Raw genomic sequence first — 15,660 nt, forward strand, 5'->3', positions numbered from 1 at the left:
ATGGCAGCCGAGGAGATCGGCCTTCCCGCAACGTCAAGGAGATCCGCATGAACGCCAAACCCGTTGTCGTGGGCATCGATGGCTCGCCGGCCGCGGACGTCGCGATCAGGTGGGCGAGCGCCGAAGCCGCCTCGCTGCGCACCCGGCTGCGACTGATCAGTGCCGTCCCTCCTGGCGGATCCGCGTCCGAGACCGGCGACGTCGTCGACAAAGCGGTCGCCCTGGCCCGTGATCTGGCGCCCGGCGTGGACCTCGATCCACGGATCGAGCACGGCCGGCCATCCACGACCCTGGTGCAGGCGTCCCGTGACGCGGACCTGGTGGTGATCGGCAGCCGCGGTCTCGGCCTGATGGTCGGCGCCCTCCTCGGCTCGACCGGCCTCGATCTCGCCGCGAACGCCCGCTGCCCGGTGGTCGTCGTACGACCCGATCTCGGCACTGAGGCCGGCACCCGAGTGGTCGTCGGGTACGACGGGTCGTCCGCCGGCCAGATCGCACTCGACTTCGGCCTGGACTACGCCCGCCGCCACGACCTCGCCGTACGTGTCGTCGCCGCCCAGCCCGCGGGCACCGAGCTGCACCGGATCACGGAGGCCGAACTGCGGGAGGCGGTCCATGCGCGCGGTGGCCACGATGCCGAACTGATCCAGATCACCGGCCACCCCGCCGAACACATCCTTCGCCTCGCCGCCGACGCCGACCTGATCGTCCTCGGCGCCCGCGGCCGCGGCGGCTTCACTGGCATGCTCATCGGCTCCTTCAGCCAAACCGTCCTCCACCACGCCGACTGCCCGGTCGCCATCATCCCCGCAGCCGCGATCGGAGGCTGATCCTCGTGACCACCCAGTCCGCCACGTCCACCGATTCGGCCGGTGTCTACCGTGCGATCCATTGGGGTTTCGTCGCGCTGTTCGGATCAGGGGCCGTGATTCATTTCGTCCTGGCCCTGACAACCCCGCAGTCTTACCGTCCGTTCGCCGACGGAGCGCTCTTCGACTGGGTCTACCACGGCTGGCAGAACGTCTTCATGGCCCACCCGACGCTGTGGGCCTTGCTCCTCGCCGTGGCCGAACTGACCATCGCCGTACTCCTGGTCAAGAGCCCGCGCGCCGGTTACCTCGCGGTCATCGCCTTCCATCTCGCCCTGATGTGCTTCGGCTGGGGCTTCTGGCTCTGGTCCATGCCAGCCCTGTGCATAGCGCTCCCGGCGGCCCGGCACGCCTTCCGGGCCAGCCGGTAGCGCTCATCGCGTTGACCTGAAGACGATCGGCCGCTGGCGCTGTCGACAGACGTTCACGTCGACGGCGCCGGGGCGCGCGGTCAGCTGTGCAGGCGGATGTGTTCGTGGGTGACCTGTTCGATGTCGGACGCCGCGGCGTCCAGCAGTTCGTGAGCCAGGTTGGACAGCGCCCGCGCAACGGCGAGCTCGTCGCCGATCTCGGCGATGTCGGCGTCGTTCGGATTCCGGCGGGCGGCACCCCGGCCGATCAGATGCGTCTCGTCGTTCGTGTGCAGCCGGGCTTCCGCGTGGGTGGTCCGCTCGTCCTCGTGCTCGTCGATGAAGATCTCGACGCTCCAGTGCCTGCTCGCGATCATGATGCTCGCCCTCCCATCGATGGACCCCTGTAGTGCCATGGTCCGAAGGCGCCGGGGTCCGCGCCAGGGCCGTCAGGTCCACCTCGGCGGGAACTTGTGCCCTTCCGTGCGATCGCAAGCACGCGTGTGCTGGAGGTGCAGGAGACGAAGCCGATGCGGAGCAGCGGACCGATCGGCGTCCTGTCCACTGAGTCGGACGGCACCTGCGCTCAGTTCACCGGGACTCGGGCTCGGGCGGCGGCCGGGCTGCGCATGCTCGACAACGACGTACCGATGCCATAGGTGAGGAATTGCCCCTCGGGGAAGATCTCCACGATCCGGCAGTCGGCCAACCGTTCAGCCGGGACCAGCTTTGCCAGCTCCGGCAACAGCGACGCGATGTAGCGATGGCCGGACGGGTGAACGACGGCACGGGCGTGGAAGCTGATCGTGGCCGGCGGGATCGGAGCCAGCAGAGCCATCAGACCGCCACGCCGTACCGGCACCGTCACCGCGACCCGGCCGGTCGCCGGGATGTGCAACGCCTTCCAGCTGTCCGGCGCGACCGCGACGTACAGCCTGCCCTGGCCACTCGTGTAGACGACACCACTCGACCGAGGCTCGCCGTTCGGTGTCACGTAGCTCAGCACCGCGAACGATGCCTTGGCAATCTGTCGCCAGATCTCCTCCCTGCTTGGCTTCCGGCGATCTCCGTTGCCGATCGCAACCTTCTGCTCTGCCTGCCTAGCTGTCTTGGTCACCGTCGTTCCTCCTGTCTTCAGTGGTTGCCCCAGTGCCTGGACGATTCCCAGGCGCCGCAGCTGGCCTCACCACTTCCACTCGACTCCACGCTCCCGCTCGTCCCGCCTCGGCATCAGGGTCGATAGACCTGCGTTTGTCCGGCGTACGCCCTCACCAACCCCGGATGGGCCACAGCGTGTCCCGCCGTCTCAGGACCTCCGGCACTGGTTCGGGAGGCCCGGCGGCAGAGTCTGGCTGGGAGGAATGCCTTCCGCTCGCGGCGCGTCCCGCGGACCCGGGCTCGTCCGTAGCGGGTGAGGTTGCCGAGGGATGCACGGCCCTACCGTTTGGTTCGGGCTCGGTCACGGGAAGGACGCGCATGAGCGACGCCGTACAGGTCAAGAGTCAGGCCGGAGGGGTGCTCGCGGCCACGTGCATCTCGACGCTCGTGGTGAATGCGAACACCTCGGCGGTCAGTATTCTCCTTCCGGCCATCTCGGAGGACACCGGAACTTCGGTCGAGACGCTGCAGTGGGCGGTGACCGGCTACTCACTGGTCGGTGCCGCCGTGATCGTCACCTCGGGCTCGCTGGGTGACGTCTTCGGCCGCAGGCGTGTGTTCCAGCTGGGCCTCCTGCTGTTCGTGGCGTCGTGCGTGATGATCGCGCTTGCCGGGTCAGGAGGGATGGTGATCGCCGGACGCGTCATCCAGGGCGCGGCCGGGGCAACCATTCTCGCCTGCGGCCTGAGCCTGCTCACGGTCGCCAACGAGGGCGCCGCGCAACTACGGGCGGTGTCGCTGTGGGGGGCGGCCGCGGCGGTCGGCGCGGCCGCCGGTCCGTTGGCGGGCGGCGTGCTCGTCGAGGTCAGCGGGTGGCAGGGGTTGTTCTGGATCGACGCCGGAGTGGCGGTGCTCTGCATGGTGCTGACCGCGGCGACGGTGAGCGAGTCGAGGGACCCGGATCGACCGAGGACGATCGACTACGCGGGCACCGTGCTCATCGCGCTGACCCTGACGCCGCTCATCCTCGGGGTCACCAAGAGCAGCGACTGGGGATGGTTGTCCTTTGCCACCCTGGGTTGCTTCGCGATCTCGATCGCGGCCGGGTACGCGTTCATCGCCGTCGAGGGACGGGTCGCCGTTCCGCTGCTGGACCTCTCGCTGCTGCGCAACCGCGTCCTGGTGGGCTCGACCGTCGCGATTCTGATCGGTGCGGGCACGATCAACGGGCTGATGTACCTGCTCAGCCTGTACTTCCAGGATCCCGCCACCCTCGACTTCAGCCCGCTCGAGGCAGGCCTGGCGACGTTGCCGGCGACCGTCGGGCTCGTCGTCGTAGCGCCGTTCGTGCCGAAGCTGGCGGCGAAGTTCGGCGGCCGGCAGACGATCGGCGCCGGGTTCGCCCTCACCACGCTCGGATTCGTCATCGTGGGCTTCGTGGGCGCTTCGTGGATGTATGCCGCGTTCCTGCTGCCGCTGGTGTTCATCGCGGTGGGCATGGGGCTGTCCAACGGGCCCGCGTCGTCGGCGGCGACGGCGTCGGTACCGGAGAACCAGGTCGGCGGGGCCTCCGGTGTCTCCAACATGGCCCGGTACGTCGGAGCCGCGGTGGCCACCGCTCTGGCCGCCACCATCTACGGCACGGTGATCGGCAACCAGACCGCCGATGGCGAGTCGCAGGGTGATGCTCTGGCCTCGGGCCTGGCCGCGGCCTCGTGGATGATGGCGATCTTCAGCTTCCTCGGCGTTCTGATGGTGTTCGTGATCGGCCGGCACCGCGCGGCGACCGGGACGTTGCACGACGCCGCCGCAGCAGCAGCCGCGCACACCCACACCCTGCCAACCTCGGCAACCGCCGGACGAACCGGCGCACAGCAAGGCTGAAGGCGAAGCCCGTACCCGGGAGGACGCGATGACCACGACCCAGCCGACACCACCGGCACCCTTCACGGCCGAGGACTACTCGGCCCGGATGCGACGCGTCGTGGCCGACGCTGAGCGCGCGGGCCTGGACGGGCTCCTCATTTCCCCCGGCCCGGACCTGGTCTGGCTCACCGGATACCAGCCCACCGCCATCACCGAGCGGATGACGTTGCTCGTCCTGACCCCGGACCAGGAGCCGACGCTGGTGGTGCCGACCCTGGAGCGGCCGGACGCTGAAGCGGCTGTGGGCGCACCGAGCCTGTCGATCGTGGACTGGTCCGACGGAGAGGATCCGTTCGCGCGGGCCGCAAGCTACCTCGGCGAGACCGCGATCATGGGCATCGCGGACTCGGCGTGGGCGATGCACCTGCTCGGCCTGCAGGAGGCGGTGCCCGGATCCTCGTACCGATCGCTCACGCAGGGCCTGCCGATGCTCCGGGCGGTCAAGGACTCCGACGAGCTTGCCCGGCTGGATGCGGCGGGAGCCGCCGCGGATGCGACGTACGAGCAGATCCTGGGAGTGCGCTTCTCCGGCCGGAAGGAGACCGATGTCGCGGCCGATCTGGCCCGGCTGCTGCGCGAGTTCCGGCACGAGCAAGTCGACTTCACCGTGGTCGGCTCAGGTCCCAACGGCGCCAACCCCCACCACGAGGCGGGTGACCGCGTCATCGAGGTCGGCGACGCGGTGGTCCTCGACTTCGGCGGGCTGATGTACGGCTACGGCTCGGACACCAGCCGCACCGTGTGTGTGGGCGAGCCGTCCGCCGAGATTCGTGAGGTGCACGAGATCGTGCGACTGGCCCAGCAGGCAGGCGTCGAGGCGGTCCGGCCGGGCGTCGCGTGTCAGGAGATCGATCGGGCGGCCCGGAAGGTGATCACGGACGCGGGCTACGGCGAGCGCTTCATCCATCGCACCGGCCACGGCATCGGCACCACGACCCACGAACCGCCGTACATGATCGAGGGTGAGGAGCAGGCGCTGGTGCCCGGGATGTGCTTCTCCGTCGAGCCGGGCATCTACCTGACCGGGAAGTTCGGGGTCCGGATCGAGGACATCGTGACCGTCACAGGGGCCGGCGGTCGTCGGCTCAACAACACCGAGCGCGACCTCCGCATCGTCCAGTAGGCCCGGCGCATCCAGGCCGGAGGGCAGGATGAGGTTTCCCCGGCACGTCATCCGCCGAGGATGAGGCTCGGGCATCTGATGCAGTTCCAGACTGTGACCGGTGGCCTACTTACTGGGGCCCGGGGGCGGAGGCTCTCATGCACGCACAGGCAATACATCGAGGAAGGTCATGAGCGCCGCGGACGTGCCGGCCGACGGCGCCGAAGCCGTTGCCGCCGGACGCACGCGCGCCGCCAGGACCCAGTGGATCTCGTGGGTGGCGCTGGCGATGATGACGACGAGTTCGGTCGCCAGCCTCCGGGCGGCGCCGACGATGGCGGTCTACGGACTGGCCTGCGTCTTCCTGTACCTGCTCCCGGCCGTCGTGTTCCTGCTGCCCACCTCGCTGGTTTCCGCGGAGTTGGCGTCGGGTTGGGACGGCGGGATCTACAAGTGGGTCTCGGAAGGCATCTCGAAGCCGATGGGCTTCCTGGCCGTCTGGTGCCAGTTCGCGATGACGATCTTCTACTATCCGAGCCTCCTGGGGTTCGTGGCGAGCACCCTGGCCTACGTGTTCAACCCCGAGCTGGCCACTAGTGGTGTGTGGACCGCGGCGGTCATCATCGTCGTCTACTGGTCCGGGGTCTGGGTCTCCTCGCGCGGCACCAAGGGCGTGGCCGGCCTGGCCAGCGGCGGCCTGATCATCGGGACGCTGATCCCGGGCGTCGTCCTGGTCACCCTCGGCATCGTCTTCCTTGGCCAAGGCAACACCTCGGCCGCACCCATGACCGCCGACAACATCTTCCCGGCCTGGGCCGGCCTGTCGAGTCTCGTGCTCATCGTCAACAACTTCTTGTCCTACTCAGGCATGGAGATGAACGCGGTCCACGTGTCCTCGCTGAGGAAGCCGGCCAAGGAGTTCCCGAAGTCGATCTTCCTGGCCATGGGCCTGGTGCTCGCGATCTTCATCCTCCCCGCCCTGGCGATCAGCTGGATCGTCCCCGCCGAAGAGCTCTCCCTCACCGCCGGCGTCATGCAGGCGTTCGACGCGGTCTTCGCGAACTTCGGCTGGCAATGGCTGACTCCGATCGTCGGGATCATGCTGGTCACAGCATCGCTGGCCGGAATGCTGACCTGGCTGGCCGGGCCTTCGAAGGGCCTGCTGCTGATCTCCCGGCAGGAGGGCTACCTCCCGCCGTACTTGCAGAAGCTCAACAAGAACGGCGTCCAGCAGAACATCCTGGTCGTCCAGGGCCTGCTCACCACAGTGATCGGCCTCGCGTACGCGTTGATCCCGGACGTGTCGAGCGCCTACTGGATCTTCTCGGTGATCACCACGCAGGTGTACCTGATCATGTACCTGCTGATGTTCGTGGCCGCGGTCCAGCTGCGCCGCAAGGATCCGGACCACGCTCGTGGCTACCGGGCGCCGATGCTCGTCGGGATGTGTGGCGTCGGCTTCGCCGCCTCGCTGGCAGCATTGCTGGTCGGATTCATCCCGCCCTCGCAGTTCGAGTCCGGCAACTCCGGCGTGTACCTGCTGATCGTCGCCGGCGGCGCCCTCGGTCTCGGCCTGCTCGTGCCTTTCCTGTTCTACCGGCTGCGCAAGCCCTCCTGGAAGCAGCCTGAGCCGGAGGCGGTGACTCCGTCATGACCACGCCTGCCGAGACCCAGCCCGCACGCGAACGCTCGTGGATCTACATCACCGCCTGTGTCATCCTCGGCGTCCTGCTCATCGTGGGACTGCTCACCTTCCGGTCCCAGAAGCAGAGCAACGAGGCCAACCAGAAAGCCGATCAACTGATCGCCGCGCTCGCGGCCGCCGGGGCCCGTACCCCCGATCGTGACCAGATCGTCCGCGTGCTCGGGAACGACGGAGGCGCGACCTGCGAGAACCCGAACAACGCGCTGGGCCGGGCGGTCCTGTTCACCCAGCTCACCAACGGTGCCGCAGGCCCGGGGGCCAGGCCGGTCATCGTCGACAGCCGGGCGCTCAAGGGCCAGCTGCTCATCATCCAGATCTACTGTCCCGATGAGCTGAAGGAGTTCCAGGAGTTCGTCGACGACCTCAAGACCGACGACGTGGCGAGCGACTGACATGGACGACCTGCGGCAGCGCATCGCGGACCTGATGCCGGCGGCACGCGACGAACTCGCCGAGCTCGTCGCGATGCGATCTGTGGCCGACCCCCGCCAGTACCCCGCCGCGGAGTGCGAGCGCACCGCCCAGTGGGTGCTGGAGAGGTTCGCGGACATCGGATTCAACGACGCCCATCTCGAAGAGACCGCGGACGGCAGCATGGCGGTGGTCGGATCCAGGAAGTGCTCCGACGCGGGGGCTCCCACCGTGCTGCTCTACGCCCACTACGACGTACAACCCCCGCTCGACGACGCCGCCTGGCGGACGCCTCCGTTCGAGCTGACCGAGGTCGACGGACGCTGGTACGGCCGCGGAGCGGCCGACTGCAAAGGCAACATCGTCATGCACCTCGCGGCCCTGCGGGCTCTCGGGGATGGGCTCCCGGTCGACCTGAGGCTGGTGGTCGAAGGTTCCGAGGAGCAGGGCACCGGCGGCCTCGAGGCCTTTGTCCCTGAGAACGCCGACCTCCTCCGTGCCGACGCGATCCTCGTCTGCGACACCGGCAACGCCGCGGTCGGCCACCCGGCCGCCACCGTGAGCCTGCGCGGCATGGTCAACGTCGTCGTCACCGTTGAGGCCCTCGCATCGGAGGTCCACTCCGGGATGTTCGGCGGGCCCGCCCCCGATGCCCTTGCCGCGCTGGTGGCGATGCTGTCCTCACTGCGTGACGCAGACGGGAACACCACGATCACCGGGTTGGACAACACCCGCGCCTGGTCGGGCGCGCCGTACCCGCCCGACCAGTTCACCACCGACGCCGGGGTCCTCGAGGGAGTCTCGCTGCTCGGGGACGGCAGTGTGTCCGACATGCTGTGGGCCCGGCCGGCAGTGACCATCCTGGGCATCGACTGCCCACCGGTCGTCGGCTCGGCTGCCGCCGTGGTCCCCAAGACCGCGGCGCGGCTGAACCTGCGCATCCCGCCCGGCATGTCACCCGGGGTTGCGCAGAAGGCCCTCATCGACCACCTGAAGGCCGCCGCCCCGTGGGGAGTGCACGTCACTGTGGACGTCGAGGCGACCGGTGCTCCGTTCGAGGCAGCCACAGACGGCCCGGCGTACCGGGCGATGGCCAAGGCGATGCAGGAGGCCTATGGCCAACCGATGACACGTCTCGGACAGGGCGGATCGATTCCCCTGTGCAATGTGTTCGGGGAGACCTACCCCGACGCTGAGCTCATCCTGATCGGGGTCGAGGAGCCCCTGGCCCTCATCCATGCCCCGAACGAGAGCGTGGACCCGACCGAGATCGAAGCCATGGCCCTGACCGAGGCCTTGTTCCTCCGGCACTACGCCTCGATGAGCAGCTGAGACGTCGGCGGCGACGTGACCGCGTTCGACGTCGTGGTCGGCGTCGCTCGGCTCGCCCTGGCGTGCAGTGCCGAGGGCGTCGAGTCGCTGGAGCGCTCCGTCTCGAAGGCTGCCTCGGCCTACGGCGTCGACGTCGACCTGGTGGTCCTTCCCGAGCAGATGCTCCTCACCGAGCGGTCGTCCGGGGAGGTCGGTCGGGCGGCGGTGGTGAGGGCGGCCCCAGGGATCTTCCGGCTCGACCAAGTCGCCGCCCTCAAACGATTTCTCGTCCAGGCGCAGCGACAGCCGGTGGACCCCGACGAGGCCTGCCGTCGCCTCGACGCGATTACGCAGTCGAGGCCCCGTTGGCCCGCGTGGGCGCGGGTACTCGGCGTCGCGCTGTTCGCAGCGGGGTTCGCCCCGAGTGTTGTGGCGACCTGGGGCGAGGCGGGCGCGGCCGCCGTCCTGGGTCTGGTCATGGGCGTGCTGGTCGTCTTCACCGCCGGGCGTCCTCTGGAGGCGCTGCTCCCGTTCTTCGGCGCCTTCATCGTGACCACACTGGGGCTCACCGTACTGTCGGGCCTCGCCGAGCGCACGGGCGTGACGCTCATGGTGCTGCCGGCACTGTTCATAGTGGTCCCCGGCGACACCCTGTCCGCGGCCGCCGGGGAACTCCTGGGTGGCCGCCTCACCGCGGGCACGGTCCGTCTCGTGTTCGGGTTCCTCACGCTCGGCCTGATCGTGATCGGCATCGTCGCGGCGACCGGGGTCACCGGCAACGGAGACGCTCTCGACGAGACGCTGCCCCCACCGGAGCTCTCCTTCGTCATCGTTCTGGCCGGATGGGTGGTGTTCTCCGTGGGCCTGGTGCTCGCGTTCAACGCCGAACCCGGAGTGCTCGTCTGGCTGGTGCCCGGCGTGATCGGTACGTTCCTCCTCCAGCAAGGGGTCACCCGCCTCGCCGGCGCGGTCATCGGCACGCTCGTGGCCGGTGCCGTGCTCGGTGCCTGTGGCAACCTGATGGGCGCCCACCCCCAACGGCCCCCGCGCCTCATCCTGTTGCTGGGCGGGTTCTTCGTCCTCACCGTGGGCGGGGTCGGCGTCCGGGGCGCGACCGCGCTTCTCGGCGGGGACATCGTGTCGGGACTGCAGAACCTGGCGGACTTCGCCCTCCAGGTCCCGACCGTCGCGCTGGCGATCGCTGCCGGGGTCATCCTCAGCGACCATTGGCAACGACACAACCGACCCGCGGTGGCCTCCAACGCGTGAACCTACCTGTTCTTGTCGCCGTGGCGCCGGAACGGACCGACCATCCGAGGGCCCGCGAGCCGGGTCTCCAGTCGGCGCGCCTCACGCTTGAGCGGCCGCACGAGGTACTGACCGAGGATCACGCCCGCCGCGAGCGCGAGCGCGGTGGCGAGCGCGGAGGCCAACTGGAGGACGCCGTCCTTGCCCTCGGCAAGGAGGGCGAGTCCCCGGTAGATGTCCAGTCCCGGCAGGAGCGGCACGATCGCGGGAACCACGACGACGAGCGCCGGGACCCGGAAGCGATCTACAACGAGGTAGCAAACCGCGCCGATCGTGACGGCAGCGACAGCCGAACCCCAGGTCCGGCCGAGCTCGGAACTGTCAACGGCGAGCAGGACCCCCTGTCCGAGCGCGGCGACCAGGGCCACCGCTATCAGGGAGCGCGGCGGTGCGTACGACGCGAACGCGAAAGCCGCCGCGGCCAGGGCAGCGCCGAACACGGTAACTCCGGCCTCCGCCAGGCCGGCCGCACCGGGCGTGAAGGTGGTCAGGCCAACCCCGAGCATGTCGCCGACGGTGAGCCCGGCACCCACTCCGGCGATGATGCCCGCCGTGTTCAACACGCCTCCGATCAACCGAGCACTGGCCGTGACTGGGAAGCCGGTCAGGGCGTCCTGGGTGGCACCCATGATGCCGACTCCCGCCAGGAGCATCACGATCCCGGCGGTGACGACGCGGGACGGGTTCACTTCGAGATCCATGGCCGAGGCACCGACCGCGATGAGCGTGGCAACGAAGCCGCCCGCCGCATGCTGGTAGAACGCCGGGATGCGGCGCAGGGGCAACAACAACTGGGTCCCGTCGATCGCGCAGGCCGTCAGGAACGCGAGCAGGCATACGACCGGGCTGCCGCCCAGGGTGAGCGCGATACCGGTTCCCATCACACCCCAGCCGATGGTCACCGCCCAACGGCGTCGGTGGTGCCCGGTGGACACTATCCGGGCGACCCGGTCCCGAGCCTCGCCCTGAGTGACCTCGCCGGCGACGAGGCGGTTGACCGTCTCGTCGACCTCGATCAGGTTCGCGTAATCGACCGGGCGCCAGGACACCCGGCGAACCTGTATGGCGGCGGGCACGTCACGGGTCGGTTGGTGGCGCAGGGTCAGGTCCACGAACGTCACGTCCGCGCTCACGTGGTGCACCTCGCAAGCCTCGGTCACCGCCAGCATGGCGGCCGTCACATCGGCCGCGCCGGCCCCGGACGACAGGAGGACCTCGCCGATCCGCAGCGCCAGATCGAGCGCTTCGTAGACCTCTCGTCGCTCCGTCATGTCCCAGTCCGATCACGGCATCCCGAGTCACGCCACGCACGCTGGGCGCAGGACGGACGACAGCTGTCAGGTAGCCATCGTCGGAGCCTCGGGCCCCTGCGTCATCGTCCGGCACGAGTGATTGCGTCCGCGCAGACCCGGCCCTCAGTCAGGCTGTCGCGTGCCCCTAGATGCTCTACATCACAGTCGACGAGGCCGCAGACGGCTTCAGGAGGCTAGGACCAGTGGGGCGGGGGGATCAGGCGTGGCGGGAGCGTCGTACGGGCGTCGCCGCGTGTCGCGTTGATCTGCATCTGGGTCAGGAAGATGCTCCGTGCGAGGTAGGCGCCGCGTAGGTCGGTGTCCCGGAGGTCGGCACCGATCAGGTCGGCGGCTGTGAGATCGGCGCGACGCAGGTCGGCGCCACTCAGGTAGGCGCTGCGCAGGTCCGCGCCACGAAGGTCGGCGCCGCGCAGGTCCGCGCCGATAAGGTCGGCTCCGCGGTGGTTCATCGGTGTGTGTGAGACGCGTCCACGGACGAGCTCGCTGGTCCGCAGCAGCAGGTCGTTGATCCGTGAGCGGTGCGCAGACACATCGAGGTCTGCAAGCGATTCCGGGCTGCCGAGCGCTAGCCGTTCGGTGTCGTCGAGCGCACGCCTGAGTGCACCGCGGAGGGGAGGTGCTAGGACCAGGGCCTCGGTCAGGTACCAGAGCAGCTCATGCAGCAGCCGCACTACCGCGAACACCTCGAACATCTGCGCGCCCGAGTCCGCCGCCTGCCGCCAGTCACGGCCGCCGAAGGTCACCTGAGTGACCTTCTGGCCGGCGCCGAAGCAGTCGTACACGGTGCAGCCGGGGAAGCCACCGTCCCGCAGCCGCGCGTGGATGCCACAGCGGAAGTCGTGCTTCAGGTTCGGGCACGGTTCACCGGCCGGCTTGTCGATGGCGAAGTCGGCGGACGCGGTCAGCGCGAGCGCCACGCAGCACAGCCCGGCGCACTGCGCGCAGTCGGCGCGCAGGTCCGGGCGTCGTACGGGCTGGTTGGTCGCGGCCATCTCCCTGTCGAGGCTAGGGCGTGCTGCCGCAGATCGCATCAGCTGGGCCGGGCGCGTCGTCACGTCTGAGCAGCTGCATCACCTCTCGCGCACACGAAGCGGCCGTTGGATGCCCGGAGTCGATGGCGAGTTGGTAAGCCTGCTCCGCCCCGGCGATCCCATGCTCGCTTGACTTCATCAGGCAGCCCCCGCTCTCCGGCGCGACGCGCCATTATTCCTACGGTACAGAACACTGCAAAATAGACGACCGTGCGAACACGTTGCCGCTGGCAACTCAAGGACATTGGACTGAATCAATTGGATGATGTGCGATCCCAATCGGACTGCGCTGATCATGCCGGAACGAAATGCACGAGTCTGACTACACACCGGCAAGACGACGGCGGGCCTACGTACCGGGTGACCTGGCCGCTCAGGCCTGGGAGCCGGCCGGGTCGTTCGGGTGCTCGGCGAGAGGCGTCGTATCCGTCGTCATCCACTGGTCCATCGGCAGTGACTTGAGCAGCACCTGGAGCTGGTCCCCGTCATCGGCGCGCCACAGGCCGAGCGCCCGCCAACTGTCCGCCGTCGGCGGCAGCATCCACAGCCGGACGAGGTGTCCCTGGTCGGCGAGGTCGCGCGTCCGCTCGGCCTCGCGGGCCTGGAGCTCGGCGACCTCCTGCTCACTCGCGCCGTCGGGCACCGTGACCTCGAACGTCGTCAGGAACTCCTTGGCAGGTGCTTCGTAGGTCAAGCCGGGGTCGTTGGGATGGGCCGCCAGCGAACCCACGTGGTCGGAGCGCCAAACGCGCAACGGCATCGAGGCGAGGACAGCCTCCAGCTCCACCTCATCGGCGGCGGTGAACAGGCCGAGCGTGCGCCACTCCCCCGGCTGCAGAGGAGGACGCCACAGACGCAGCAGATGCCCCTGGCCGGCGAGCTCACTGGAACGTACGGCCTCACGACGACGAACCTCCCGAACCACCTCGTCCGCCGTTCCGTCCGGAACCTGCGTCGTCATCGTGACCAGATACTCCATCTGCGAACCTCCTGAGCTGCGGCACCGTCACGGTCAGTGTGAACCGGCATCACGTCCGAGACCACGACCGATCGGCTCTCTGCTGAGAGCCGCAGCCTCCCACCGCAGGCAGGTGGTTTGGCCGGCCGATCGGAGTAGCGGTGATGTCAGGCGTCGACCATGGGTGTGTCGGCGGAGACTGTGGTGAACGGTAGTGCGGCGACGCCGATGGCGAGCAGGGCGATGATCGCCATCTGCACGAGTTCGACGGTCGCGAAGGCGTGGGCCGTGTTGTGCTCTGCCCGGGCGAGATAGACGGTACCGAGGGTGGCGACGCCGAGCGCCAGGCCGCTTTGCTGCAGCGTGATCAGTACGCCGCTTCCGACGCCACCGAGATGGGTCGGGACATCGGCGAGCACGCTGCGGAACAGTCCGGCGAACAGCATCGACTGGCCGGCGCCGGCCAGGGCGAGTGGCAGGGCCATGGCCCAGAGACTGACGTGCGGCCAGCCGCGGACGACGACGACCACGAGTGCGGCGAGGCCGGCGAGCTGGATGATCGCGCCGATCGACAACGCGGCCCGGCCGAAGCGGCCGATCAACCTCGGTGCGAACACCGAGCCGAGGAAGAACAGCACCGCCATGGGCAGGATCGCCAGCCCCCCGTGCAATGCGTCGGCGTGCAGACCATCCTGGATGGTCAGGGCGAACACGAACATGAACGCGCCGAAGCCGATGCTGAAGGCAAACAGCATCGCAAGGCCGCGAGACATCGACGGCAGCCGTAGCAGGGATGGCGGCAGCAGCGGGATCTCGCCACGGCGCTCGGCGTGCTGCTCGACGACGAATGTGATGGCGCCGAGCACGACCGCCAGAGCGATCATCGCCCAGGTCCACCAGGGCCAGCCCAGCGAGTGACCTTCGGTGAGCGGGACGAGCAGAGCGGTCAGCGTCGCGGCGAAGAGCACGGTGCCGGGCAGATCGATACCGACGGGGTGATCCGAGCGGGTGTGAGGCACGATCCAGACCGCCACCACCAGCACGACCAGGCCGATAGGCACATTGACCAAGAAGATCGGACGCCATGAGGTGCCCGCGATGTCTGCGCTGACCAGCAGGCCGCCGACCAGTTGGCCGACCACGGCGGCGATGCCGGACGTCGCGCCGTACAGGGCGAGAGCACGCGCCTTGCGCTGGGGCTCGAGAGTGTGGTGGAAGGTCGCCAGCACCTGCGGAATGAGCAGCGCCGCGGTCGCACCTTGGACGATGCGGGCGGCGATCAGGACACCGACCGTCGGCGCGAACCCGCAGAGCGCTGATGCAACCACGAACCCGACGAGCGCACCAAGGAACACCTGACGGCGACCGAGGCGGTCACCCAGCCGGCCGCCGAGTACCAGGAGGGCGGCGTACGCGACGCCGTACCCAGCGATCACCAACTCCAGTTCGGACGCCGAGGCGTGCAGTGAGGTGTTGATGCTCGGCAACGCGACGTTGGTGATGAAGAAGTCCATGATCGGCAAGAACGCGCCGGCGAGCAGCAAGAACACACCGACCGGGTGCAGCCCACCGGACAGCGCCACCGCACGCGGTGACGTCGCGCCGGCCCGCCGGGGTGGAAGAGTGACGGCCACATCGACTCCAATTGATTATGTCTCGATAACTATTACGACAAGATCAGTATGTGCGCATAACTATGTGACGACAACCATCTATCCTGGAGATGTGACCAAGAACCCATCGCGGGCTGCGCGCCGCTCCCGCAGACCAGGCGCCGACGAGCGCTGGGCCGACCTCGCCGATCTGGCGCTGATCATCAGCCGCGAGATCCAGTACCGCGGCTACACCGACGATCAGACTGTCTCCCTGACCCAGTCGGAGGGCATCGTGATGCGGTACCTGCTCCAGGGCGAGGCCGCCGCCCCCAGCCAGATCGCCGCCGCCACCGGACTCCAGCGCACGAATCTGTCCACCACACTGCGCGGTCTCGAACGGAAGAGCCTCATCCAGCGGCAGGCCAACCCTGACGACGGCCGCGGCGTCACCGTCAGCCCCACCGAACACGGACGCAACAACTCCGCCCTCGCAAGACACGAGTGGGCGACCGCCGTCGGCGCGGCAGCCGACCACAACACCACCCACCTCGACGCGACCCTCACCCTCCTCACCGCTGTCAAGGACGGCCTCACGAGGACACGGCCATCAACGCCGTCCGCGCATCCACCGGCGTAGTCTCCGACACCGCACGACCGCCACTTCTTGTGGGACAGCAACGCTC

At 68.8% G+C, this 15,660-nt stretch carries 15 protein-coding genes; 9 read left to right on the top strand and 6 right to left on the bottom strand.

Features of this window, described 5'->3' with window-relative positions:
• Nucleotides 1-830 (top strand): universal stress protein (locus AB0I34_RS34705; protein ID WP_360453447.1); only part of this gene is annotated, 830 nt, incomplete at its 5' end.
• Between the two features lie 5 nt (nt 831-835).
• A complete protein-coding gene (locus AB0I34_RS34710) occupies nt 836-1,240 on the top strand; it encodes a hypothetical protein (RefSeq protein ID WP_360453450.1) in 405 nt (134 codons plus the stop codon).
• 80 nt (nt 1,241-1,320) lie between these two features.
• Here the strand turns inward: AB0I34_RS34710 and AB0I34_RS34715 are convergent, their stop codons facing one another.
• Entirely contained in the window at nt 1,321-1,596 is a 276-nt protein-coding gene (locus tag AB0I34_RS34715) for a DUF1876 domain-containing protein (protein WP_360453453.1), read from the bottom strand.
• 209 nt (nt 1,597-1,805) lie between these two features.
• Nucleotides 1,806-2,336 carry a pyridoxamine 5'-phosphate oxidase family protein gene (locus AB0I34_RS34720; protein ID WP_360453456.1) on the bottom strand — a complete coding sequence of 177 codons (531 nt, stop codon included), beginning with the start codon at nt 2,334-2,336 and terminating at the stop codon, nt 1,806-1,808.
• 359 nt (nt 2,337-2,695) lie between these two features.
• On the opposite strand from AB0I34_RS34720, the gene AB0I34_RS34725 reads away from it, so the two are divergent.
• From AB0I34_RS34725 to AB0I34_RS34750, 6 genes are all read left to right on the top strand, one after another.
• The gene (locus AB0I34_RS34725) at nt 2,696-4,201 is read left to right on the top strand and encodes an MFS transporter (RefSeq protein WP_360453459.1); all 1,506 of its coding nucleotides are present in this window, start codon (nt 2,696-2,698) and stop codon (nt 4,199-4,201) included.
• A 28-nt stretch (nt 4,202-4,229) separates the two neighbouring features.
• Nucleotides 4,230-5,366, top strand: a complete 1,137-nt coding sequence (locus tag AB0I34_RS34730) for an aminopeptidase P family protein (protein ID WP_360453462.1) — start codon at nt 4,230-4,232, stop codon at nt 5,364-5,366.
• Nucleotides 5,367-5,535: 169 nt separating this feature from the next.
• The gene (locus tag AB0I34_RS34735; RefSeq protein WP_360453465.1) at nt 5,536-6,999 is read left to right on the top strand and encodes an APC family permease; all 1,464 of its coding nucleotides are present in this window, start codon (nt 5,536-5,538) and stop codon (nt 6,997-6,999) included.
• Nucleotides 6,996-7,442 (top strand): hypothetical protein, encoded by a 447-nt coding sequence (locus AB0I34_RS34740; RefSeq protein ID WP_360453468.1) that lies wholly within the window; start codon nt 6,996-6,998, stop codon nt 7,440-7,442. Before AB0I34_RS34735 ends, AB0I34_RS34740 begins: the two co-directional genes overlap by 4 nt.
• 1 nt (nt 7,443) lies before the next feature.
• A complete protein-coding gene (locus AB0I34_RS34745) occupies nt 7,444-8,793 on the top strand; it encodes a dipeptidase (protein WP_360453471.1) in 1,350 nt (449 codons plus the stop codon).
• 15 nt (nt 8,794-8,808) lie between these two features.
• Nucleotides 8,809-10,041: a threonine/serine exporter family protein gene (locus AB0I34_RS34750; RefSeq protein WP_360453474.1), complete on the top strand. Its 1,233-nt coding sequence runs from the start codon at nt 8,809-8,811 to the stop codon at nt 10,039-10,041.
• Nucleotides 10,042-10,043: 2 nt separating this feature from the next.
• Here AB0I34_RS34750 and AB0I34_RS34755 read toward each other — a convergent pair whose 3' ends face one another.
• The 4 genes from AB0I34_RS34755 to AB0I34_RS34770 all read right to left on the bottom strand — a co-directional run bounded on the left by AB0I34_RS34755 (nt 10,044) and on the right by AB0I34_RS34770 (nt 15,016).
• On the bottom strand, nt 10,044-11,351 hold the full coding sequence (locus tag AB0I34_RS34755; protein WP_360453477.1) for a threonine/serine exporter family protein: 1,308 nt from the start codon (nt 11,349-11,351) through the stop codon (nt 10,044-10,046).
• 215 nt (nt 11,352-11,566) lie between these two features.
• On the bottom strand, nt 11,567-12,385 hold the full coding sequence (locus AB0I34_RS34760) for a pentapeptide repeat-containing protein (protein ID WP_360453480.1): 819 nt from the start codon (nt 12,383-12,385) through the stop codon (nt 11,567-11,569).
• A gap of 412 nt (nt 12,386-12,797) precedes the next feature.
• On the bottom strand, nt 12,798-13,403 hold the full coding sequence (locus AB0I34_RS34765) for a muconolactone Delta-isomerase family protein (protein WP_360453483.1): 606 nt from the start codon (nt 13,401-13,403) through the stop codon (nt 12,798-12,800).
• A 146-nt stretch (nt 13,404-13,549) separates the two neighbouring features.
• The gene (locus AB0I34_RS34770) at nt 13,550-15,016 is read right to left on the bottom strand and encodes an MFS transporter (RefSeq protein ID WP_360453486.1); all 1,467 of its coding nucleotides are present in this window, start codon (nt 15,014-15,016) and stop codon (nt 13,550-13,552) included.
• A 91-nt stretch (nt 15,017-15,107) separates the two neighbouring features.
• On the opposite strand from AB0I34_RS34770, the gene AB0I34_RS34775 reads away from it, so the two are divergent.
• Nucleotides 15,108-15,614: a MarR family winged helix-turn-helix transcriptional regulator gene (locus AB0I34_RS34775; RefSeq protein ID WP_360453489.1), complete on the top strand. Its 507-nt coding sequence runs from the start codon at nt 15,108-15,110 to the stop codon at nt 15,612-15,614.
• Nucleotides 15,615-15,660: the final 46 nt, after the last annotated feature.

It is taken from the genome of Kribbella sp. NPDC050281 (genome assembly GCF_040655855.1).
Lineage (GTDB): Bacteria > Actinomycetota > Actinomycetes > Propionibacteriales > Kribbellaceae > Kribbella.

What these genes read in the sequence shown, in the direction of transcription:
- AB0I34_RS34760 (WP_360453480.1), bottom strand. Translation starts at nt 12,385, where the DNA reads ATGGCCGCGACCAACCAGCCCGTACGACGCCCGGACCTGCGCGCCGAC.
- AB0I34_RS34735 (WP_360453465.1), top strand. Translation starts at nt 5,536, where the DNA reads ATGAGCGCCGCGGACGTGCCGGCCGACGGCGCCGAAGCCGTTGCCGCC.
- AB0I34_RS34740 (WP_360453468.1), top strand. Translation starts at nt 6,996, where the DNA reads ATGACCACGCCTGCCGAGACCCAGCCCGCACGCGAACGCTCGTGGATC.
- AB0I34_RS34755 (WP_360453477.1), bottom strand. Translation starts at nt 11,351, where the DNA reads ATGACGGAGCGACGAGAGGTCTACGAAGCGCTCGATCTGGCGCTGCGG.
- AB0I34_RS34715 (WP_360453453.1), bottom strand. Translation starts at nt 1,596, where the DNA reads ATGATCGCGAGCAGGCACTGGAGCGTCGAGATCTTCATCGACGAGCAC.
- AB0I34_RS34765 (WP_360453483.1), bottom strand. Translation starts at nt 13,403, where the DNA reads ATGGAGTATCTGGTCACGATGACGACGCAGGTTCCGGACGGAACGGCG.
- AB0I34_RS34730 (WP_360453462.1), top strand. Translation starts at nt 4,230, where the DNA reads ATGACCACGACCCAGCCGACACCACCGGCACCCTTCACGGCCGAGGAC.
- AB0I34_RS34725 (WP_360453459.1), top strand. Translation starts at nt 2,696, where the DNA reads ATGAGCGACGCCGTACAGGTCAAGAGTCAGGCCGGAGGGGTGCTCGCG.
- AB0I34_RS34745 (WP_360453471.1), top strand. Translation starts at nt 7,444, where the DNA reads ATGGACGACCTGCGGCAGCGCATCGCGGACCTGATGCCGGCGGCACGC.